Genomic DNA, 20,525 nt, shown 5'->3' with positions numbered 1-20,525 from the left:
CGGGTCCAGGCAGATGATCGACCTCGACCTGCCCTGCCCGACAACGAGGAAGTCCGTGACCACCGCCCCCGCCCCGTCGACGACCAGTGGCGCCCACACCGTCGGTTCGACGTTCCGGGCGCTGTATCCCCACGTCCGGCCGCACCGCGTGGCGGTCGCGGTCGGTCTCCTGCTCTCACTGGCCGGGGCGGCCGGTGGGCTGCTCCAGCCGCTGGCCACCAAGTCGTTGCTGGACGAGCTCGAAGCGGGCCGCACGATCACCGGGATCCTGCTGGCCCTCACCGCCTTGGTGCTGGTCGCGACGGCGTTCGAGGCACTCGGCGCGTACGTGCTCGAGCGGACTGCGGAATCGGTGGTGCTGGCCGCGCGGCGGTCCCTCATCGGACGGCTGCTGCGGCTGCGGCTCGCCGAGGTGGAGCGGGTCCCGCCGGGCGACCTGATGTCCCGCGTCACCTCCGACACCACGCTGCTGCGGGCGGTCACCACGCGCGCGATCGTCTCCGCCGCCACCGGCGCCGTGACCCTCGTCGCCGCGATCGTGCTGATGGCAGCCCTGGACGCCGTCCTGCTCGGTGTGACCCTCGGTGTGGTCGTGCTCGCCGGCGGCGCCGTCGCCGTGCTGATGCCGAGGATCGGGCGCGCCACCGAACGCGCGCAGGACGCCGTCGGGGAGATCTCCGCACTGCTGGAACGTGCCTTCGGCGCGTTCCGCACCGTGAAGGCGTCCGGCGCGGAGGAGCGCGAGACCGCCGCCGTCGACAGCGCCGCCCAGCGGGCATGGCGGCACGGCGTGAAGAGCGCGAAGTGGGAGGCCGTCGCCGGATCGGCCGACGAGCTCGCCGTACAACTGGCGTTCCTCGCCGTCCTCGCGGCCGGCGGGATGCGGGTCGCGTCCGGGGCCATCCCCGTGTCCACCCTCGTCGCGTTCCTGCTCTACCTCTTCTACCTGATCGAACCGGTCGCCAAGCTCGTCGAGGCGGCCACCCAGCACCAGGAGGGCGCAGCCGCGATCTCCCGCATCAGCCAGGCCGAACGACTGGAGACCGAACCCCGCGCGACGGTGTCCCGCAGCACGGCGACGCACGACGGCCCCGCGTCGGTCCGCTTCGAGCAGGTCTGCTTCCGCTACGGCCCGGACTCCCCCGCCGTCCACCACGACCTGACCTTCGAGATCCCGGGCGCCGGGACCACCGCCTTCGTCGGCCCCTCCGGCGCCGGCAAGTCGACCGTCTTCGCCCTCATCGAACGGTTCTACGAGGTGACCAGAGGCCAGGTCCTGATCGACGGCCGCGACGTCCGCGACTGGCCCCTGCCCGACCTGCGGTCCGCGATCGGCTACGTCGAGCAGGAGACACCCGTCCTCGCCGGAACGCTGCGCGAGAACCTGGCCTTCGCTGCCCCCGACGCGACCGACGACGACATCCGCGAGGTCCTGGCCCGCACCGAGCTCGACCACCTCCTCACCCGCCTGCCCGACGGCTGGCACACCCCGGTCGGGCACCGCGGAGCCCGGCTCTCCGGAGGCGAACGGCAACGCATCGCCATCGCCCGCGCCCTCCTGCGCAAGCCCCGGCTCCTGCTCCTGGACGAGGCGACCTCGCACCTCGACGCCGTCACCGAGCTGGCGCTGCTGGACCTCGTCGCCGACATCGCCGTCGACACCACCGTCCTCGTCATCGCCCACCGCCTGTCCACCGTGACCAACGCCGACCGGATCGTCGTGCTGGAGTCGGGCCGGATCCGGGCCAGCGGAACCCACGACGAACTGGTCACCGGCGACCAGCTGTACCGGCAGCTGGCCGCCGCGCAGCTCCAGAGGCTCGCCGGGTGACGGGGGCGTCGACAGCCTCTGCCACGAGCCTGCAACCACAGGCGGTCGAGGGGTCCTCGCCACGGCGCGCCGACAACTGCGCCGCCGTGGCAACGACGACGAAGCGGCGAGGTGGCGCTGACCTTCGTGGGCGACGCTACCCAGCAGTCGGTTCCGTGGAGCGGCCGACCGCCGCGTCGGCGAGCAGGTCGCGCACGGCGAGGACCTCCTCGTCGGAGACCCCGTGGTCGGGGGCGTCGTGCAATCGCAGGGTGACGGCAGCGCCCATCCGACGCAGGAGCTCGGCGGTCTCGCGCACCCGGCCGGGGGGAACCCACTCGTCGACCACGCTGCTGCTCAGCAGTACCGCGGTCCCCGGCAGCCTGCCTCCGGCCGCCTTGACCTGCCCGTTCGGGCCGAGGTACCCCCCGGTCAGCAGGACAGCCGCGCCATAGGCCCGGGGGACGCGGACGAGGTACTCGGCGAGCAGGCACGCCCCCTGGGAGAAGCCGATCAGGATGGCCCGGTCGGGCCCGAAGCCCGCCGCCTCGAGCTCGCGCTGCCGCGCGTCGATCGCATCGAGCGCGTGCCCCAGCCAGGGTTCGTTCATCTCCGGCAGGTCCATGAACCGCCCGGGGTACCAGCTGCCGCCCGCCGCCGAGGGGAACACGCAGTGCACGCCGGCCATCCCGATCCGGTCGGCGACTCCGATCATGAACGTCGGGTCCTGGCCTCTGCCGTGGACGAACAGGGCGGCCCGGGCGGCGTGCTCGGGCGCAGCGCCACGGCGCACCACCGGCGTCACGAGATGGGGGTTGAGCGTCATCGGTGGTGCGTCCTCACGTGCGGATCGGCTGCGGCAGGCTCTGCACCGCGCCACGCCGCGTCGAGGACGGCCCGCACCCCTGCGGCGGTGACCTCGCGCGGGTTCGCGTAGGGCTCGCCGACGACGAGGTCGACGATCCGGGGGATGTCCGTCTCGGCCATGCCGAGCTCGCGCAGGGAGCGCGGGATGCCGAGCCGGCCCGTCAGCCCCCACAACTCCCCCGCCGGGTCGTCGCTCCCGCCGAGGGCCCGTGCCATCGCCGCCATGGCCCCGCCCGCAGCCGGAGCGTTGTAGGCGAGGACGTGCGGCAGGACCACGCTGTGGGTCTGCGCGTGCGGTAGGTCGAGCGCGCCCCCCAACGCGTGGCACACCTTGTGGTGCAGCGACATGGTGGTCGCCCCGAGCACCGCGCCGCACAACCAGGCCCCGTACTGCGCCGCGGACCGGGCGGACAGGTCCCTGCCGTCCGCCACGACTGCAGGCAGGGCGCCCACCAGCGCGCGTACCCCCTCCTCGGCCATGAGCGAGACGATCGGGGAACGATCCGGCGCGTAGAGCCCCTCGACAGCGTGGGCGAGCGCGTTCACGCCGCTCGCCGCCGTGATCCCCGCTGGCAGCGACACCGTGAGCTCGGGGTCGTAGAGCACGCTGCGCGGCAGCACCCGGGGGTCGCGTGCGGTCCGTTTGCGACCGTTCTCGGTCAGCCCCCAGACCGGGGTCATCTCCGAGCCCGCGTAGGTGGTGGGCACCGCCACCACCGGGAGGCCGTGCGCCAGGGCGACCGCCTTCCCGAGCCCGATCGCCGACCCGCCGCCGACGGCCACGCAGCCGTCGGCGCCCAGGTGGACGGCCTGGTCCCGGGCCCGGTCGGCCACCTCGACCGGCACGTGCATCCTGGCCTCGGCGAGCACCCCCGCGGCGAGCCCACCCAGGCCGTCGGCGACGCGGTGGCCGGTGTCTTCCTGCCCTGGCGAGCAGAGCACGAGCACCTTGCGCAGCCCGAGCCTGCCCAACTCGTCGCCGAGGCCCGCCAGCACGCCCGGGCCGAACAACACCCGCATCGGCAGCGCCTGATAGGTGAACCCGAGAACCATGGGAGAGTCCGCTTCGTCGTACGCCACCTGGGCGCCGCTGGTGGCCGGGTCAGTCGTCGACCGTGATGGGCTCGAGCTGGGCCATGATCTCGCCCCGCTTGTCCTCGAACTGCGGCGGCAGCATGAAGTGGCGGCCGAGCTCCTCGGGCGACTCGTCGCAGTCCCAGCCGCCCTCGTCGTGGGTGACGGCGAGCTCGAACAACGCGCCACCGGGCATCCGGCAGTAGACCGACTTGAAGTAGGTGCGGTCCTTGAGCTCCGAGATGTCGGTGTAGCCCGCACCCTCGATCTCGAACTTGACCCGTTGCTGGTTCTCCAGGCTGCCCAGGTTCCACGCGAAGTGGTGGTAGGTGCCCGCCCCGTAGGACCACGTGCCCTGGTCGTCGCGGCGGTTGCCGATGACCTCGACGTGGTTGCCGAACTTGTCGTTGCCGACCTGGAAGGACGCCCGGTCACCGTCCTCGACGATCTCGCCCTGGGAGAAGAAGACCTGCTCGGCGAACTCGACGGTGCGCTCCGGCGTGTGCGCGTGGATGGCGGTGCCGTGGATGCCGTGCACGCCGAACTCCTGGGGCACATCGTTCCCCGCGTACGGGACGCGGGGGTCGCCGGTGTTGCCCACCAGCGCGTACTCGATGCCGCAGGGGTGCTCGAAGGTGAGCCTGCGACGGTCGAAGACCTCCGCATTCGCGACCTGCACCTGGTGCTCGGTCAGCCGCTTGTACCAGTAGTCCAGCGACTCCTCGGGAACCGAGAGCAGGACCTCGCGGGCCTGGTTGGTGCCCCGCTTGCCGTAGATGCCGTGTTGTGCCCAGGGGAAGGTGGTGACCACGCTGGACGGGTCGCCGTTGGCGTTGGAGTAGTACAGGTGGTAGACGGGCGTCGAGCCGTCGTAGAGCACGGTCTTCTTGATGAACCGCATGCCGAGGACCCGGGTGTGGAAGTCCACGTCCTCCTGGGCGTGCCCCACTGACAGGGTCACGTGGTGAGAGCCCTGGATGTAAGTCATCTGGCGTTCCTCTCTGGTTGTGTCGGGCATCGACCGGGGACCGGTCAGAGATCGAGGACGAGCCGTGGACAGGCCGCTCGCGAGACGCAGATGAACATCGACTCGGCGGTGGCCTGCTCGGCGGGGAGGAAGAGGCTGTCCCGGTGGTCGACCTGCCCGTCCAGGACCGGCGTCTCGCAGGTGCCACAGGTGCCCTCGGTGCACGAGTACGGCACGTCGACCCCCGCCTCGGCGACGACCTCGAGGATCGACCGGTCGGTCGGCACGGGCAGCGTCAGACCGCTGCGGGCCAGCACCACCTCGAACCCGTCGTCCCGCAGCGGCTCGCCCTGCTCCTTGGGTGTGAAGCGTTCGACGTGCAGGGCCCCGGTCGGCCATGCGGCGCAGCGGGCCTCCACGGCTGCGAGCAGCGGTTCCGGCCCGCAGCAGTAGATCAGGGTGTCCGGGGCGGGCTCGCCGAGGATCGTCTCCAGGTCGAGCAGCCCCACCTCGTCCTGAGGGTACGTCTGCACGCGGGCGCCGTGGGCGCTGTCGAGATCCTCGACGAAGGCCATCGACGTCCGTCGGCGGCCGCCGTAGTGCAGCTCCCAATCGGCGCCCGCTGCCGCGGCCGCGGCGACCATCGGGACGATCGGGGTGATGCCGATGCCCCCGGCGACGAACACGTAGCGGGCCGCCGGTTCGAGCGCGAAGTGGTTGCGCGGGCCGCGGACGTCCACCAGGTCGCCCCGGTGCACCTTGTCGTGCACGTACACCGACCCACCGCGGCCTTCGTCCTCGCGCAGCACGGCGATGCGCCAGGTCGTGGTGTCGGCCGGGTCGCCGCACAGCGAGTACTGCCGGATCAGGTCGGGCTCGAGCCGCAGGTCGATGTGCGCGCCCGGTGACCAGGCGGGCAACCGGGCACCCGACGGGTCGCGCAGCTCGACGAGGACGACCCCGTCGGCGACGTCGGCACGTCGGTGCACCTCCAGTCGCAGGTCGACCTCGGGCGTGCTGGGCACGGCCACCTCCTGGCTGATCGTCGGAACGAGTGCTGGGCCGGGCGGATCCACTCAGCCCCAGGTGGCCTGCAGGCTCATCAGCGAGACGTTCGTCAGCGCGGGCACGTAGCGCAGCCGCTCCTCGGTGACCCTCACGCGCTTGAGCCTGCGCAGCACCGCCTCGATCGCGATGCGGCACTCCAGGCGCGCCAGCACCACGCCGAGGCAACGGTGTTCCCCGCGGCCGAAGCCGACGTGGGAGTCGATGTTCTCCCGCCCCAGGTCCATCCGCAGCGGTTCGGGGAACTGCCGCTCGTCGGTGTTCGCCGAACCCCACAGCACGTGGATCAGCTCGCCCTGGCCGATGTCGGCCCCACCGAGCGAAACGTCCCGGGTCGCCCGGCGGAACAGGCCCTTGCTCGGGCTGTGCCTGCGGACGGTCTCCTCGACCACCCGAGGGACCAGCTCGGGATCGGCGGCCACCGTGTCCCACAGTTGGGGGTTGCGGCTGAGGTAGTAGACCGCGTGCGCGATCGCGTTGGCGGCGGTGTCGTTCCCGGCGACCAGCTGCTCGAGCACCATGCCCTTGATGTCGTCCTCGGACAGGCGCTCACCGTCGATCGTGGCGTGGGTGAGGGCACTGATCACGCCCGCGTCCGGGTTCTCCCGCTTCGCGGCGATCACCTCGCCGAGGTGCTCCCGGAACCGGATGACCCGCTCGAACCGCTCGGCCTGGTCCGCGGTGAACGCCGTGTCGTCGGTCGCCTCGGCGTTGCCGGGCGTGAGGATGACCAGCGCGTCCTCCGTGACCTGCTGGACCACGGCGGCGTCCTCGGACGGCAGGCCGAGGGCCTTGGTGATGGTCCTGATGGTGAACGGGTAGGCGAACTCGTTCATCAGGTCACCCGTCCCGCGGGCGACCAGCGGGTCGAGCAGTTCCTCGGCCAGCTGCTCCATCGCCGGCCGCATGGCGTTGACCCGGCTCGGGATGAAGGCGCGCTGGGCCAGGACCTTGGCCTTCTTGTGGTTGTCGCCGTCGCGGTTGATCAGGGCGGCGTTGCTCCAGACCCCGTCCGGGAAGGCATCGCGGTACTGCGCCGGGACCCGGCGCCCGCCCAGGGTGCCACCGTTGGCGAACGTGGTCGGGTCCTCGAGGATCCGGACGACGTCGGCGAACCGGGTCACCGTCCACACCCCGATGTCGGACGCGTAGAAGACGGGGGAGTGCTCGCGCGCCGCCTGCCAGATGGTGAAGGGGTCGGCGAGCTGCTCCTCGCTCAAGGGGGCGTAACCGTCGAGGTGCGGGCACCGCGTCATTGCTGGCTCCTCCAGAATCTGCCTCGTCGCTCCCGGAGACCGTGGCGGGCCGCCGTGCTCCGGTCGAGGGGCAGGCGGGTCTTCCGTCACGGACGGACAAGTGGCGTCCTCACGTGCACCGACAGTCAAGATCACGACGTCGCCAGGCCTTTACACCCGCTGCGGGCTGGCATACCGTCCAGCGCCTGACGATGCCGTCGCGGACGCTGGAGCGGCTCATGAACCTCGCCTTCGACATCCGCGAGGTACCGGTCGAGAGTCGGCTCGACGCCTGGCGGCGAGCCGCGTCCCAGCTGATCCACCCGATGATCGTGCGCGCCGACGCGGCGCCCGAACGCGGCTCGGTGGTCCGACGCCTCGCGGCGGGCCTGCACACCATCCAGGTGTCCGGGGTCCGGTCGACCGTGGAGCGGCCCGCCACGCTGATCCGACCGGACGACCCGACCTTCGTCCAGCTCACGATCGTCCTCAACGGCAGCCTCGTGGCCGAGCAGGACGACGGGGGCGGCGAGGCCGAGGCCGGAGACCTGCTGTGGTACTCCTCGGCTCGTCCGTACCGGCTCACGGCCACCGACGAGTTCGATCTGGTGCACTTCCTCGTGCCGAGGCGGTACACCGCGCTGGTGCGCGAGCACCTTTCCCCCACCCCCGCCACCCCGCTGGCCCGGCACAGACCGGCGTGGCAGCTTCTCGGTCCGTTCCTGCGCGGGATCGCCGACTGGGGCGCAGCCGATCAACGGACCTATCTCGACGGCGCGCTGGAGTCGGCCCTCGTGCACCTCGTCGGGTCGCTGCCGCGACGTGCGAGCGTGACGGTCGCGCGGAGGTCGGACCCGTTCCTCGCAGCGACGGACTACATCGCCGCACACCTGAACGAGCGGGACCTCACCCCGAGCCAGGTCGCCGCGGCCCTGAACGTCTCGGTCCGCCATCTGCACGCCACCTTCTCCAGGCACGGGCTGTCGGTCGCGTCGTACATCAAGAACAAGCGGCTCGAACACGCTGCCCGCGACCTCGTCGACCCGGCCTGCGCCCAGCTCGGGGTAGCCGAGATCGCGCAGCGCCGGGGCTTCTCGAGCGCCGCGCACTTCAGTAGGGCGTTCACCAAGCGCTTCGGCAGGCCACCCACGATCCTGCGCCGCGGCACCGCGTTCCGGCCGCCGGACGGGTGGCCTCGCCCGTAGTCACGGCGACAGCTCGACGGGAGCGGCGGTGAGTCGCCCCAGCGTCTCGGGAGGCTCCCCGGCGTGTGGGGCGGCTACGCGGAACCGGTGAGGTCGTCGGAGTGGCCGGCCCGCAGGCGGCCCCACTGCGGCGTCGGTCGCCCCTCGGTGCGGAACTGCTCACCGGTCGTCGCGATGTGCTGGGGCCAACCCGCCGGCGAGTCCTCCCAGGACTCCTGGCGGCCGTACGGCGTGAGGTCGAGCAGACGGTAGCTCGTGGCGCTCACCTCGGTGCCGCGGCCGGTCGTCCAGTAGGTCTCGAACACGCGGTCGCCGTCGCGCAGGTAGCAGGCGTAGCCGCCGAAGGCGCGGTCCCCGAACAGTCCCGCTGCGGCGGCATCGCGCGCGGAGTACCAGGGCATCTCCCACCCCATGAAGTCCCGGTAGCGGACGCTCTCGGCGTAGGTTCCCTGGCAGAACGTCGCGTAGGTGACGTCGCGGCTGTGCAGGTACGACGGTTCCGGCGCGTGCGCGGTGAAGAACGTGCAGCCTTCGCACTGCTCGGCGGCCGGCGCGCCGTCGTGCCACATGTGCAGGTAGGCGATCAGCTGCCGACGCCCCTCGAACACCTCGAGCAGCGACACGGTGCCGTGCTCCCCGACGAGCGGGACGTGCGGATCGACCTCGACCATCGGCAGCCGCCGTCGCGCCGCGGCGATCGCGTCGCCCTCGCGCGTGTGCGCCTTCTCCCGCTCCAGCAGCCGGTCGATCTCGCGCTGCCACGCCCGGCGGTCGACGATCTCCGGCAGCGGGTAGGTGGTGCTCGTGTCCATCGGTTCCCTTCCCGTTCGTGGGGCGGCACCGCACCGTCCCCTGAAGTGGTGACCAGGCTCGGGAGCACGAGTCATCGCACATGCTCCGCGCCGGGTCGGCGGATAGGTGCCAGAACCTCCGCCAACGTGTGCGCCCACAAGCGCAGCAGCCATGCATTACGAACGGGTTCGTGAAAGCCCGCACGATGGGTCCAGACGGATCCTGTGTGCGCCGACGCGGGGGTACGTTCCTGCTCGGCGGCGACATGCTTTGGAGCATGTCGCCGCCAACAAGTATTTCATGTGCGCCCACTCAACAGACGTAGACGAGTTGTCAACGGTTGAGATGCGCCGCGTCGATTTCGCTAACACCACCACCACTCGGGATTCCAATAGAATGGAAACATTGTGGATCACCCCCTCGGGTTCCGGGAATTGCGCCGCCGGCGTTGCTGGCAGCGATCGATCACGCCAAGACTTCGATCGTGCAGGCGTTCGGAGTGGTGTCACATGATGATCCACCAGAAGAGCGACATGGTTCACCTCCTTGACACTCGGAGGAGTTGATGATCTTGCAACTGGGCGATCTCCGCGCACGCGCCGGCGAACATGAATAGGCAAGACCCTGGTCGCCGGTTTGCCGTCAGAACTGCCGCATGAGCATGGTCCTTGAGACCAGTCCATTTGCAAAGACGCTTCGACATTCGCGGAAACTGCCCCGCGCGGCCCTGCGCAGGTCGGTGCTCGGCCTCGACGCGGAGCCGCCGGGGCGTCCGTCGGGCGGGCCGCCGATGGGCTCGAAGATGCCGGCCCGCACCGCCCCTGGAGTGCCCGCCCTCGGGGTGTTGGTGATCGTGCACCGCCGAGCATATCGTCAGCGTATCGAAAGCAGCATACGTTCTCGTAACGTGACGATCACTCTACTCCCAGATGTGAATTCCCGCCCGATTCGGATCGGCGTGCAGATCGCCCCGCAGCACGTCGACTACTCGGCCATTCGCCAAGTCGCGGCGCGACTCGAGGACGCCGGCGTGGACATCATCTTCAACTGGGACCATTTCCTGCCGATCTCCGGCGACGAGCACGGAAAGCACTTCGAATGCTGGACCATGCTCGCCGCCTGGGCCGAACAGACCCAGCACGTGCAGCTCGGCCCGCTGGTGACCGCCGTCGCCTTCCGCAACCCCGACCTGGTCGCGGACATGGCCCGCACCGTCGACCACATCAGCGACGGAAGGCTGATCCTGGGCATCGGCGCGGGCGCGATGGAACGGGACTTCGCCGAGTACGGCTACGAGTTCGGTACGCCCGGTGGCCGGGTGGCGGCGCTGGCCGCTGCTTTGCCCAGGATCGAACAGCGGTTCGCCAAGCTGAACCCCCCGCCGCTGCGCAAGGTGCCAGTGCTGATCGGTGGTGGCGGCGAGCAGAGGACGTTGCGGCTGGTGGCCCGGCACGCCGACATCTGGCACTGGTTCTCCTCCGGCGCGGAGTTCGCGCGTAAGAAGCAGGTCCTTGCCGAGCGCTGCGCGGAGATCGGCCGCGACTCGGGCGAGATCGAGCTGTCAGCAGGCGTGAACGGCGTACCCGAAGTGACTGGGACTCCGCTGCTGGAGCAGGGCGTCACCATCTTCACCCTGGAGGTGCACGGACCCGAGTTCGATCTGTCCACGGTCCGTGCCTGGGTGACGTGGCGAGACCAGCTGAGCGAGTGAGGACGCTCCTGGTCCCGCGTCCCCGTCAGGCCGACGATCCGACTCCGCCCGTCGGTCGCGCGGCGCGGAACCCAGCGGTCGCGCACGGGCACCAGGTGGCCGACGTTGTGCCGCCCGACGACCGCTGCGATTGAGCAGCGGGAGCGCGGCTGCACCCTGCGGAGGACGGGACCCGCGTGGCGTCGGCCCGGCCAACCGCACCACCATGACCGCCCGGAGCACCGTGGAGGGGTACTGCACCGACCCTGTCGTACTGCACTCCGACGCTTCTGCGGATAACGCCTCTTCAAGCTCTGCATCCCGCGACGGCACGGGGCTACACGTCACGAAGACGGGGTGGCATGGTGTTGCGGCCGGCGCGTGGGCTGAGGGCTGCGTTGCCGAGGAGCAGGATGACCATGGCGATCAGCGGCGCGGTCCAGCTTCCTGTGGCGCTGTGCAGTGCCGCGGCGAGGAAGGGGCCGGTCGCGGCTGCGAGGTAGCCGATGCTCTGGGCCATGCTCGACAGCTGAGCGGTCTGGTGGTGGTGCGCGGCGCGGCGCACGTAGAGGATGCCGGGGATGCCTTGTCCGGCGCCGAGGCCGATACCGAGGATGGTCGACCAGATCGCGGCGGTGACGGCGGGGGCGAGCAGGATCCCGACGATCCCGACGAGGCAGCAGGCGATCGTGGCCAGGAGCGGGGAGACGTGATCGGCGCGGCGTCCGGCCCAGGCCGGACCGACGAAGCCGCCGACGGCGACGCCGATGAAGCAGAGCGCGAACGCCGTGCCGGCCGAGACGGCGTCGGTGCCCGCGGCGACGAGGACGACGGGGAGCCAGGCGGCGATCGTGTAGAACAGCAGGGTCTGGATGCTGAAGAACCCGGTCACCGCCCACGCCGTGGGGTTGCGCAGCAGCCCACCCCAGGCGGCGTTCCCTGCCGGCGCAGGCGTGCGGGGGACGCGGAGCTGGGTGGGCAGCACCGCTAGCCCGAGCACGGCGGGGACGATCGCGACGGCGAGGGTGAGCTGCCACGAGCCGGTGGCCTGATAGAGGGGCACCGTGACGGCGGCGGTCAGAGCGGCGCTGGCGCCCATCAGCATCGCGTACAGCCCCATCATCGGGCCGACCCGGTTCGGCGCGAACCGCTTGCGCACCAGCACCGGGGTGAGCACGTTGAGCACGGCTATCCCCGCTGAGGCGACGACGGTGCCGGCGAACAGCCCGGCCATGCTCGTGGAGCGGACGAGGAGCCCGACGGTCAGGACGACCATCGCCACGAAGAGTCCGCGTTCCTCCCCGAGCCTGCCCCGGACCGCGGCGCCGAACGGCGCGAACAGGCCATGCACAGTGGCGGGATCGTCGTCAGCACGGTGACCGTCACCCGATCCAGGTCCATCACCGGCGTCAGCGGTGCTACGCCGACGAACGCGACCCTCAGGTTCAGACACACGACGACGAAAACGGCCAGGAGCAGCAGCCCACTGCCGGCGGCCGGCTCCGTCGACGGTCGTGTCCCGGGATTCCTCTGCATGTCCGTATCCCTCCTGTTTCGTGGCGTGGTCATGCGCCGGTCCGCGCGTGGGCGAGTTCCTGCTGTGCCTGGTCGAGCACGATGCCGAGGGAGCGGGTGCCGCGGCCGGTGATCCAGAAGAGTGCGTCGGTGTCGACGACCTGGCCGCTGCGGACCGCCTTGAGCCGGCCCCACACCGGGTTGTCGGCCAGGGCGTACGAGATCGGTGTCGGTGGTTCCGCCGTGACCTGGATGGTGCTGACGAAGATCACGTCGGGGTCGGTCCGCAGGATCTCCTCGAGCGAGTAGGTCGCGGTGCCCGGCTCGTGGCTCCCGCCCGCGGTCTCCTGCCAGGGGTACTTCCCGACCAGGCCGAGGATCGATCCCAGCAGCGACGACTCGGTGCTGACGTCGAAGTTCGCGTCCACGCCGGCCAGGGACAGCGAGGTCAGCGGCGACGGGTTCGCCCGCGCGGCGGCGATCTTGGTCTGGAACCGCTCGACAGCCGCTGCGGCCTGGTGCGTCCGACCGGTGATCTCGCCCATCCAGGTGAGGAAGTCGATCGAGTCCTGGTACTTGGTCACCTTGGCCAGGTAGAGCGGCGCAGCACTCTCGACGGCGGGTCGGAGCCCGTCGTGGACGCCGGCGAGGCCGATCACCAGCTCGGGGCGCGCCTTGATCACGTCCTCGACGTTCTCCTCGCCGAAGCCGCCACCGATCGTCGGGATCTTCGCGGCGGCGTCGGGGCCGAGGAACGCGGGCTGGGCGAGGAGGTCGTGAGCGCCGGCCTCGCGGCTGGCGACGGGTTCGAGGCCGAGTTCGAGCAGTGCGTCGTCGCAGATGCCGGTGAGGCACACGACGCGGCTGACCGGGCCGTTGACGGTGACGGGTGCGCCGGAGCCGTCGGTGTCGGTCGACGGCCCCGTCGGGTCGGCGCAGGAAACCAGGGCCAGCAGCGTCGGGACGACGACGAGCGTGAGGAGGCGGGGCACGGCAGGGGTCCTCTGTTATCGACAATGATTATCAGAGGCACTATAATGGAGATAATGACTCCACATAAGCTCTGGGTACGAGCCGGCCGGGCATTGCTCCCGGCTTTCGCGGTGCTGGGCCTCGCGCTGCTCTCGGTGCTCCTCGGGCCGCCGCAGACCTCCCCGTCCGAGCTGGTCGAGGCCGTGTGGTCGGCGGGGTCGAACGATGCGGCCGTCGTGCTGTGGCAGTTGCGGGCACCTCGAGCGGTGATCGCGCTCGTCGCCGGCGGCGGGCTCGGCGTGGTCGGACTGCTGATGCAGGACGTGTTCGGCAACCCGCTCGCCGGTCCCGATCTGCTCGGGGCCGGGCCGGGCGCCGCGCTGGTCATGGTGGTGACGGTGGTGACCGGCGTCGGCGGTGGGTTCGTGCTCGGACCGGCGGTGACGTTAGCCGGCGCTCTCGGCGGCTCCCTGATCGTCCTGGTGCTGTCCGCCCGACAGCGTGACCCGGTGCGGTTCGCCGTCGTCGGCGCAGCGGTATCGGCGGGTCTGACCGCGTTGACGATCGCGGTGATCAGCGTCGGCGGATCGATGTCGACGAACCTGCTGTTCCGCTACATCCTCGGGATGCTGGCCGGACGGACCTGGGCGATGGCGGCTCCGGTTCTGGTCGGGGCCGTGGTGCTGGTGGTGTGCGTCGTGCCGTTGGCGCGGGCGGCCGCCGTGGTCCGGTCGGGTGAACGGCTCGCGGCCGGTGTCGGCATCCGTCCCGGCCGGGTCGTCGTCGAGGTCGTGGTGCTGTCGTCATTGGTGACCGCCACGGTGGTCGCGGCGTGCGGGCCGGTCCCGTTCGTCGCCCTGCTCGCACCCTTCCTGACCAGGTCGGTCCTGCGGCGCGAGGGCACGATGTCGCTGGTGTGGCCGACGGCCGTCGTCGGTGGCCTTCTGCTGCTCACGGCCGACACGGTGGGCCGGCTGATCGCCTACCCCCAGGAGGTCCCGGCCGGGGTCGGGGTCGCCGTGCTCGGCGGACCGGCGCTGTTGGTGCTGCTCCGCGGCCTGCGGACCACCCCGGCACGGGGCCTGGTGTCGACCGGATGACCGTCGCGCGGCGGATCGTGGTGCTCTGCGGCGCCTGCCTCGTCGTGCTCGCGGTGGCCGGAATCGGTCAGGTACTGATCGGCCGATCAGGGATCACTCCTGGGCAGGCCCTTGACGTGGTGACTGGGCAGGCGCAGTCCCCGGTGGACGCGCTGATCGTGAATCTCCGGGTGCCCCGGTTCCTCACCGGCATGCTGTCCGGGATCGCGCTGGGCAGCGCGGGCGCGGCGTTGCAGAGCTCGTTGCGGAACCCGCTGGCCGAGCCGGGGATGCTGGGCATCTCGGCCGGTGCGGCGTTGGGTGTCGTGATCGCCACCGGCGCCGGCGCGGCCACGGGCCGGCCGGTCGTCCTGCTCGCCGCCGCGGCCGGCGGGTTGTCGGCGGTGGGCCTGATCACGCTGGCCGTGCGCGGGCGCTGGCAGGACTCGGAGCTGATCGCGCTGGCGGGCGTCCTCGTCGGCTCGATCCTGACCGCTCTCGTGCTGGGCCTGCTCGCGCTCGCCGGGCGGCCACTGTGGGAGGTGCTGCGGTGGCTGATCGGCTCGGTCAACGCGCGCACCATCGCAGACGTCCCGCCGGTCGCGGCGTTGACCGCCGCCGGGCTCCTCCTCGTCCTCGGCCAGGTCCGGCCACTGGCCGTGCTCCGCCTCGGCGCACCGTCCGCGGCCGCGCTCGGCGTCGGTCATCGACGGGTGCGGGCCGTCGCCATGGTCGGCGCGATCGTGCTGGCCGTGGGCGGGGTGCTCGGCGTGGGCGCGGTGATGTTCCTCGGGCTGGTCGGGCCGCAGATCGCCCGCCACGTCACGGGGAGCAGCCACCCCGGCGTGCTCGTCCCGACCGGCGGACTGGTCGCGGCAGCGCTCCTGCCGATCGCCGACCTGATCGCACAGCTGACCACCCTCTCCCTCCCCGGGGCAGGCGCCACAGGACTCCCGGTCGGCGCGGTGATCGCGCCGCTGTCGATCCCGGTCCTGTTGTGGCTGCTCACCACACGAAAGTTGACTGTTCGATGAGTCAGAGCCTGGTCGAAGTGTCGACCATCGCGACCGGCGCACGTCGGGTGCCACCGCTCGCCGCACAGGGACTCACGGCCGGGTACGGCGGGCCGCCGGTGCTCGACGGCCTCGACGTCCATCTCCACCCGACCGAGGTCACCGCGCTGGTCGGGCCGAACGGATCGGGCAAGTCCACGCTGCTCGCGGCCCTGTGCCACCTGTTGACCCCGTCGGCGGGTGCGGTCCTGCTCGACGGCGCCGCGATCGCCCGCATGCCGGCCAAGGCCCGCGCTCGGCAACTCGCGCTCATCGCCCAGGGCGCCGCGGTCCCCGACGCGCTCGACGTGCGCACCCTCGTGTCCTACGGCCGCTACCCGCATCGCGGCCCGTTCGGCACCGGTGATCCCGAGGGGGAACAGGTGATCGCCGAGGCGATCCGGCTGTGCCGCCTCGACGATGTCGTGGATCGACCCGTGGACGCCCTCTCCGGCGGTCAGCGCCAGCGCGTGTGGCTGGCCTGCGCGCTCGCCCAGCAGACGCCGTGGCTGCTCGCCGACGAACCCACCACCTACCTCGACCTGGGCCATCAGACCGAGGTGCTCCGCCTCCTCCGCCGGGTGCACGCCGACCAGCGCCGCGGCCTGGTGATGGTTCTGCACGACCTGAGCCAGGCGGCCCAGTACGCCGACCGCATCGTCGTCCTCGACGGCGGCCGGATCGTGGCCGACGGAGCGCCGAGCGACGTCGTCACCGAGGACCTGCTCGCCGACGTGTACCGGGTCACGGCTCGTGTCATCCCGCACCCGGCGAACGGGCTGCCGACGGTGGTGGTGCTGCCATGACGGCCACCCACGACACACCGCCCTCGCTCGTCGGACCCATCAGGTTCCACCTCGCCGGCGCGATCACGATCCAGGCGCTCGCCGCCGCGGTCGGTGTCGTCCCGCTCGTCGCCGTCGTCGAGCTCGGCCGTACCCTCCTCACCCCCGATCCCGACCCCGGTCGTGCCTCGGCGATCGTGGGGATCGCGGCGGGCGCGGTGATCGTCCGGCTGTTGCTCGCGATCCTCGCCAACACGATCAGCCACTACGCCGAGAACGACCTCCAGCTCGGCATCCGCCGCGCGCTGGTCGATCGCTTGGGACGGGTCCCGCTCGGCTGGTTCGACGCACGCTCGTCCGGCGCGGTGAAGCAGGCCGTGGGCGACGACGTGGACGCGCTGCATCACCTCGTGGCGCACTCGGCGCTGGAGCTGACCTCCGCGATCGTCGCGCCGCTTCTCGCGCTGGGCTATCTCTTCTCCGTCGACTGGCGGCTCGCGTCGATCGCCCTCGTCCCGCTGGTGCTCGGCATCGTCGGGTTCCGCCGGGCCGGGACGCGGTTCCAACGTGGCTACGCGGCCATGTTCCCGATCATGCAGGAGATCAACCAGACCGCCGTCGAGTTCGTCGCCGGCGTCGCGGTCGTGAAGGCGTTCGGGCAGTCCCAGCAGTCCTACCGGCGCTTCGCCGACACCGCCGGCCGCTTCTCCACCGGATGGCGCCACTTCACCACGGGGCTGGTCGCACCACGGTCGCTGGCCGAACTCGCCCTCTCCCCCGGCGTGACGCTGCTGGTCGTCCTGGTGTTCGGGAGCGTCTTCGTCACCGCCGGCACGATGTCCGGGATCGACGTCCTCGCGTTCGCCGTGCTCGGCCCCGGACTGTCCACGCCCGTGCTCGCACTCAGCTACGCCGAGCAGGACCTGCGCGCCGGCAGCCTCGCCGCCACCCGCATCAAGGCCCTGCTGTCGACACCGACCGTCCAGGTGAGCGCACCGACCCAGACCGTCACGGGGCGCACCGTCGAGATCGAGCGCGTCGACTTCGCCTACGCCGAGGACCATCCCGTGCTCACCGACATCACCCTCACCCTCGCGCCCGGAACCGTGACCGCGCTGGTCGGCCCGTCCGGGGCGGGCAAGACCAGCCTCGCGCGGCTGGTTCCGCGGTTCTTCGACCCGACCAGCGGCACCATCCGCATCGGTGGCGCGGACGCCATCGCCATTCCCGGCGAGGAGCTGTACCGGCACGTCGGGTTCGTCTTCCAGGAGGTTCGGCTGCTGCGCGACACCATCCGCGAGAACATCCGCCTGGCCCGGCCGGACGCCGACGACGACCAGGTCGTCGCGGCCGCCCGCAGCGCGCAGATCCACGAGCGGATCCGCGCGCTGCCGCGCAGGTACGACTCGATCGTCGGCCAGGACGCGCTGCTGTCCGGCGGCGAAGCACAGCGGGTCGCCATCGCCCGGGCCCTCCTCGCCGACCGGCCCATCCTCGTCCTCGACGAGGCCGCCAGCTTCGCCGACCCCGAATCCGAGAACGAGGTCCAGCGGGCGCTGAGCCGGCTCGTCCGCGGCAAGACCGTGCTCGTCATCGCCCACCGGCTGCGCAGCATCGCCGGCGCCGACCACATCGTCGTGCTGGACGGCGGCCGCATCGTCGAGCAGGGATCGCACGATCACCTGCTCGCCGGGGACGGTCTCTACCGCCGGCTCTGGACAGCGCAGACCACACCGATCACGGAGGAATCCCGATGATCCGCCAACTCCTGCGCATCCTCGACCCGGACAGCCGACGCGCCGTGCAGCGCATGGTCGTCTGGCAAAGCGTCAACGCCGTCGCGCAAGGTGCTCTCTTCGCCCTGACCGCCCCTGTCCTGGAGGCGCTGCTCGGCCCGCACCCTGAGGGCGTGTGGCCGCCCGTAGGTGTCCTCGTCGCCGCGTCGGTGCTCTACGGGCTCGTGCACGGGGTGAGCCTGCGGTCGGCGCTGCGGTCCAGCTCGACGCTGTCGTACGCGCTGCACACCCGCATCGGCAACCACCTCGCCGCCCTGCCACTGGGCTGGTACACCGCCGAGCGCGTGGGCCAGCTGAGCACTCTCCTCAGCCAGGGCGTCGTGAGCATCATGGGCATCGCCGCCCACCTGATCCGCCCACTGGTCACCGGCCTGCTCACGCCGGCGACCATCGTGGTCGCGCTGGTGTTCTTCGACTGGCGGCTCGCGGTGCTCACCGCGATCACGATTCCGGCGCTCGTCGTGGTGTTCCGCTGGGCGGGTCGGCTCTCCGCGATCGCCGACTCGATCCAGGCCACGGCCCAGGCCGAAGCCGCTGGCCGGATCATCGAGTACGCCGCCCTGCAGCCCGTCCTGCGCTCCCACGGCGCGAGCGGCGCCGCGAACCGGCTCGTCGACGCCGCCCTCACCGGCAAGCACGACGCCTCCGCGCAGGTCCTGCGCGCCTCCACACCCGGCCGGGTCGGGTTCGCGCTCGCCCTGCAGACGGCGTTCACCCTCGTCCTCGCCGCGGTCACCGGCCTCGTCCTCGCCGACTGGGCCTCCGCCGTCACCGCCCTCCCGCTCCTGGTGCTCATCGTCCGCTTCATCGAACCGCTGACCGAGACCGTGGGGCTGGCCTCCACCGTGCAGCGCAGCCGCGGAGCGCTCGCCCGCATCGCCGCGATCCTCGACGCCGAACCCCTTCCCGAACCGACCGACCCGAGCACCCCGGCCGGCAACGACATCCAGTTCGACCGGGTCGGCTTCGGCTACGCCGACCGCCCCGTCCTGGCCGACGTGACCGCCCGGCTGCCCGAAGGCACCGTCACCGCCCTCGTCGGACCGTCCGGGAGCGGGAAGACGACCCTCACCCGGCTGGTCGCCCGCTTCTGGGACACCGACACCGGGGCCGTCCGCATCGGCGGCGTCGACGTCCGCGACATCGCCACCCCCGAGCTGATGTCCCGCATCGCGATCGTCTTCCAGGACGTGTACCTCTTCCACGGCACCATCGCCGAGAACGTGCGCCTCGGCAAACCCGACGCCACCGACGCCGAGCTCCGCGCCGCCGCACGCGCAGCCCGCCTGGACGACGTCCTCGACCGCGCCCGCCACGGCTGGGACACCCCCGTCGGCGAGGGCGGGCTGCTGCTGTCCGGCGGTGAACGCCAACGGGTCTCCATCGCCCGCGCCCTGCTCAAGAACGCCCCGATCGTCCTGCTCGACGAAGCCACCTCCGCTCTCGACCCCGAGACGGAGAACGCCGTCCAGGCCGCCATCACAGCCCTCACCCGTGACCGGACCGTGCTCGTCGTCGCCCACAAGCTCGACACCATCCGCCACGCCGACCGGATCCTCTTCCTCGACGACGGGCACATCGTCGAGGACGGAACCCACGAAGCCCTGCTCTCCGCCGGCGGGCGCTACGCGCGGTTCTGGACCGCCCGCGCAGCCGCCGCCGAATGGCACCTCGACGGCGCCGAGCTCAGCCCGGCCGTCGACCGATAGCCCGACGTCGACCCACGTCCCGCATCGCCGCCGCGACCTCGTCCCGCGACAGTGCCCGCCCCGGAAGCGGCGCCTGCCCCGGCCGCGCCCGCAGCCCCTCCAGCACCACCACCATGCAACGCCGCCACTGCTCGGCGTCCACGTTCGCGGTGTAGTCGCGCACCGCATCGACCATCACGTCGACGAGGAACAGGTCCGAGCGCTCGACATCGGGCCGCAGGTACCCGTCCTGCTTCGCCCGGGCGATCAACCGCTCCACCCCGGGCGAGCGCCGCACCCGACCCGCCGCGAAGTCCTCCGCACCCTCCGGCGTGGTCATCACCACCGCCCGCAGCCCACGATCAGCGTCGATGAACGCGTTCATCCGCTCCAGGTAGGTCACCAGACCGTCCCAGGAGTCCTCCTGGGCCAACGCCTCGTCCACGATCCTGTCGAGCTGTTCCGCGCGGTCCCGGTACACCGCCTCCACCACCTCGGACCGCGACGAGAAGTTCCGGTACATCGTCGCCACCCCGACCCCGGCATGCTGCGCGATCTCGTCCAACGTGACGTTCAGCCCGCGCTCCACGAACACCTCACGCGCCGCCGCCAACAGCCGCGCCTGGTTCTCCACCGCGTCCCGCCGCCGACGTCGACGGCGAGGGGCTGCTGAACCGGAGGCATCATCTGCATCCGGTTCGCCATCGGGTGTCGCCATGATCCGCATTGTCCCAGCAGGGCCAACGCCGATCCGTCCCACCGAGCACACCACGACGGCGCAGCAGGCCCGCGTCGGCCGCCGGCCAGGATGCCGGCGCGACGACGATCGACGAGACCTGGACGCCATCGCAGTGCCCGAGGGTCGACCGCCCTCGCCGGCCAAGGACTTCGACCAGCCGGCGCCTGTCGCCGGCTTCTTCACCTCAGGACGGT

General features: G+C 71.5%; 17 protein-coding genes. 8 read left to right on the top strand and 9 right to left on the bottom strand.

All coding sequences use genetic code 11. The features are described from left to right. Positions 1–55: 55 nt before the first annotated feature. On the top strand, positions 56–1,831 hold the full coding sequence (locus ACQEVB_RS13440; protein ID WP_432969846.1) for an ABC transporter ATP-binding protein: 1,776 nt from the start codon (positions 56–58) through the stop codon (positions 1,829–1,831). 136 nt (positions 1,832–1,967) lie between these two features. On the opposite strand, the gene ACQEVB_RS13435 is transcribed toward ACQEVB_RS13440, so the two are convergent. From ACQEVB_RS13435 to ACQEVB_RS13415, 5 genes are all read right to left on the bottom strand, one after another. Further along, the gene (locus ACQEVB_RS13435; RefSeq protein WP_432969843.1) at positions 1,968–2,636 is read right to left on the bottom strand and encodes an alpha/beta hydrolase; all 669 of its coding nucleotides are present in this window, start codon (positions 2,634–2,636) and stop codon (positions 1,968–1,970) included. Beyond that, the gene (locus ACQEVB_RS13430; RefSeq protein WP_432969840.1) at positions 2,633–3,730 is read right to left on the bottom strand and encodes a maleylacetate reductase; all 1,098 of its coding nucleotides are present in this window, start codon (positions 3,728–3,730) and stop codon (positions 2,633–2,635) included. Before ACQEVB_RS13430 ends, ACQEVB_RS13435 begins: the two co-directional genes overlap by 4 nt. A gap of 49 nt (positions 3,731–3,779) precedes the next feature. Next, positions 3,780–4,712 carry a VOC family protein gene (locus tag ACQEVB_RS13425; RefSeq protein WP_432969837.1) on the bottom strand — a complete coding sequence of 311 codons (933 nt, stop codon included), beginning with the start codon at positions 4,710–4,712 and terminating at the stop codon, positions 3,780–3,782. A 71-nt stretch (positions 4,713–4,783) separates the two neighbouring features. Then, on the bottom strand, positions 4,784–5,743 hold the full coding sequence (locus tag ACQEVB_RS13420; protein WP_432969834.1) for a PDR/VanB family oxidoreductase: 960 nt from the start codon (positions 5,741–5,743) through the stop codon (positions 4,784–4,786). A 51-nt stretch (positions 5,744–5,794) separates the two neighbouring features. Further along, positions 5,795–7,039, bottom strand: a complete 1,245-nt coding sequence (locus ACQEVB_RS13415; RefSeq protein ID WP_432969831.1) for a cytochrome P450 — start codon at positions 7,037–7,039, stop codon at positions 5,795–5,797. Between the two features lie 191 nt (positions 7,040–7,230). Here ACQEVB_RS13415 and ACQEVB_RS13410 point away from each other — a divergent pair, with 191 nt between their 5' ends. Further along, positions 7,231–8,223, top strand: a complete 993-nt coding sequence (locus tag ACQEVB_RS13410) for a helix-turn-helix domain-containing protein (protein WP_432969828.1) — start codon at positions 7,231–7,233, stop codon at positions 8,221–8,223. A 74-nt stretch (positions 8,224–8,297) separates the two neighbouring features. On the opposite strand, the gene ACQEVB_RS13405 is transcribed toward ACQEVB_RS13410, so the two are convergent. Beyond that, positions 8,298–9,035, bottom strand: a complete 738-nt coding sequence (locus tag ACQEVB_RS13405; RefSeq protein WP_432969825.1) for a DUF899 family protein — start codon at positions 9,033–9,035, stop codon at positions 8,298–8,300. Positions 9,036–9,946: 911 nt separating this feature from the next. On the opposite strand from ACQEVB_RS13405, the gene ACQEVB_RS13400 reads away from it, so the two are divergent. Continuing rightward, entirely contained in the window at positions 9,947–10,726 is a 780-nt protein-coding gene (locus ACQEVB_RS13400; protein WP_432980337.1) for an LLM class F420-dependent oxidoreductase, read from the top strand. A gap of 316 nt (positions 10,727–11,042) precedes the next feature. Here the strand turns inward: ACQEVB_RS13400 and ACQEVB_RS13395 are convergent, their stop codons facing one another. Both ACQEVB_RS13395 and ACQEVB_RS13390 read right to left on the bottom strand, forming a co-directional pair. Next, entirely contained in the window at positions 11,043–12,056 is a 1,014-nt protein-coding gene (locus ACQEVB_RS13395; protein ID WP_432969822.1) for an MFS transporter, read from the bottom strand. 214 nt (positions 12,057–12,270) lie between these two features. Continuing rightward, the gene (locus ACQEVB_RS13390; protein ID WP_432969819.1) at positions 12,271–13,212 is read right to left on the bottom strand and encodes an ABC transporter substrate-binding protein; all 942 of its coding nucleotides are present in this window, start codon (positions 13,210–13,212) and stop codon (positions 12,271–12,273) included. Between the two features lie 54 nt (positions 13,213–13,266). On the opposite strand from ACQEVB_RS13390, the gene ACQEVB_RS13385 reads away from it, so the two are divergent. From ACQEVB_RS13385 to ACQEVB_RS13365, 5 genes are read left to right on the top strand one after another with little or no spacing between them, the layout of a single operon-like run. Further along, positions 13,267–14,292 carry a FecCD family ABC transporter permease gene (locus tag ACQEVB_RS13385; protein ID WP_432969816.1) on the top strand — a complete coding sequence of 342 codons (1,026 nt, stop codon included), beginning with the start codon at positions 13,267–13,269 and terminating at the stop codon, positions 14,290–14,292. After that, a complete protein-coding gene (locus tag ACQEVB_RS13380) occupies positions 14,289–15,305 on the top strand; it encodes a FecCD family ABC transporter permease (RefSeq protein ID WP_432969813.1) in 1,017 nt (338 codons plus the stop codon). The genes ACQEVB_RS13385 and ACQEVB_RS13380 overlap by 4 nt, the downstream gene beginning before the upstream one ends. Positions 15,306–15,322: 17 nt before the next feature. After that, positions 15,323–16,129, top strand: coding sequence for an ABC transporter ATP-binding protein (locus tag ACQEVB_RS13375; protein ID WP_432969811.1), 807 nt, complete (start codon positions 15,323–15,325; stop codon positions 16,127–16,129). Continuing rightward, positions 16,126–17,865, top strand: a complete 1,740-nt coding sequence (locus ACQEVB_RS13370; RefSeq protein WP_432969808.1) for an ABC transporter ATP-binding protein — start codon at positions 16,126–16,128, stop codon at positions 17,863–17,865. Before ACQEVB_RS13375 ends, ACQEVB_RS13370 begins: the two co-directional genes overlap by 4 nt. Next, positions 17,862–19,613 carry an ABC transporter ATP-binding protein gene (locus ACQEVB_RS13365; RefSeq protein ID WP_432969805.1) on the top strand — a complete coding sequence of 584 codons (1,752 nt, stop codon included), beginning with the start codon at positions 17,862–17,864 and terminating at the stop codon, positions 19,611–19,613. The genes ACQEVB_RS13370 and ACQEVB_RS13365 overlap by 4 nt, the downstream gene beginning before the upstream one ends. Here ACQEVB_RS13365 and ACQEVB_RS13360 read toward each other — a convergent pair. Continuing rightward, complete coding sequence (locus ACQEVB_RS13360) at positions 19,591–20,226, bottom strand: TetR/AcrR family transcriptional regulator (RefSeq protein ID WP_432969802.1); 636 nt, start codon at positions 20,224–20,226, stop codon at positions 19,591–19,593. The two genes, ACQEVB_RS13365 and ACQEVB_RS13360, sit on opposite strands and share 23 nt — an antisense overlap. Positions 20,227–20,525 lie beyond the last annotated feature (299 nt).

It is taken from the genome of Pseudonocardia sp. CA-107938 (assembly GCF_050936315.1).
GTDB lineage: Bacteria > Actinomycetota > Actinomycetes > Mycobacteriales > Pseudonocardiaceae > Pseudonocardia.
The sequence above is the reverse complement of the archived record's forward strand: the minus strand, read 5'-3'. Positions and strand labels throughout refer to the sequence as shown.

Excerpts from the sequence above, each read along its gene's own strand:
- ACQEVB_RS13405 (WP_432969825.1), bottom strand. The coding sequence starts at position 9,035 with ATGGACACGAGCACCACCTACCCGCTGCCGGAGATCGTCGACCGCCGG.
- ACQEVB_RS13435 (WP_432969843.1), bottom strand. The coding sequence starts at position 2,636 with ATGACGCTCAACCCCCATCTCGTGACGCCGGTGGTGCGCCGTGGCGCT.
- ACQEVB_RS13370 (WP_432969808.1), top strand. The coding sequence starts at position 16,126 with ATGACGGCCACCCACGACACACCGCCCTCGCTCGTCGGACCCATCAGG.
- ACQEVB_RS13430 (WP_432969840.1), bottom strand. The coding sequence starts at position 3,730 with ATGGTTCTCGGGTTCACCTATCAGGCGCTGCCGATGCGGGTGTTGTTC.
- ACQEVB_RS13385 (WP_432969816.1), top strand. The coding sequence starts at position 13,267 with ATGACTCCACATAAGCTCTGGGTACGAGCCGGCCGGGCATTGCTCCCG.
- ACQEVB_RS13410 (WP_432969828.1), top strand. The coding sequence starts at position 7,231 with ATGCCGTCGCGGACGCTGGAGCGGCTCATGAACCTCGCCTTCGACATC.
- ACQEVB_RS13415 (WP_432969831.1), bottom strand. The coding sequence starts at position 7,039 with ATGACGCGGTGCCCGCACCTCGACGGTTACGCCCCCTTGAGCGAGGAG.
- ACQEVB_RS13380 (WP_432969813.1), top strand. The coding sequence starts at position 14,289 with ATGACCGTCGCGCGGCGGATCGTGGTGCTCTGCGGCGCCTGCCTCGTC.
- ACQEVB_RS13365 (WP_432969805.1), top strand. The coding sequence starts at position 17,862 with ATGATCCGCCAACTCCTGCGCATCCTCGACCCGGACAGCCGACGCGCC.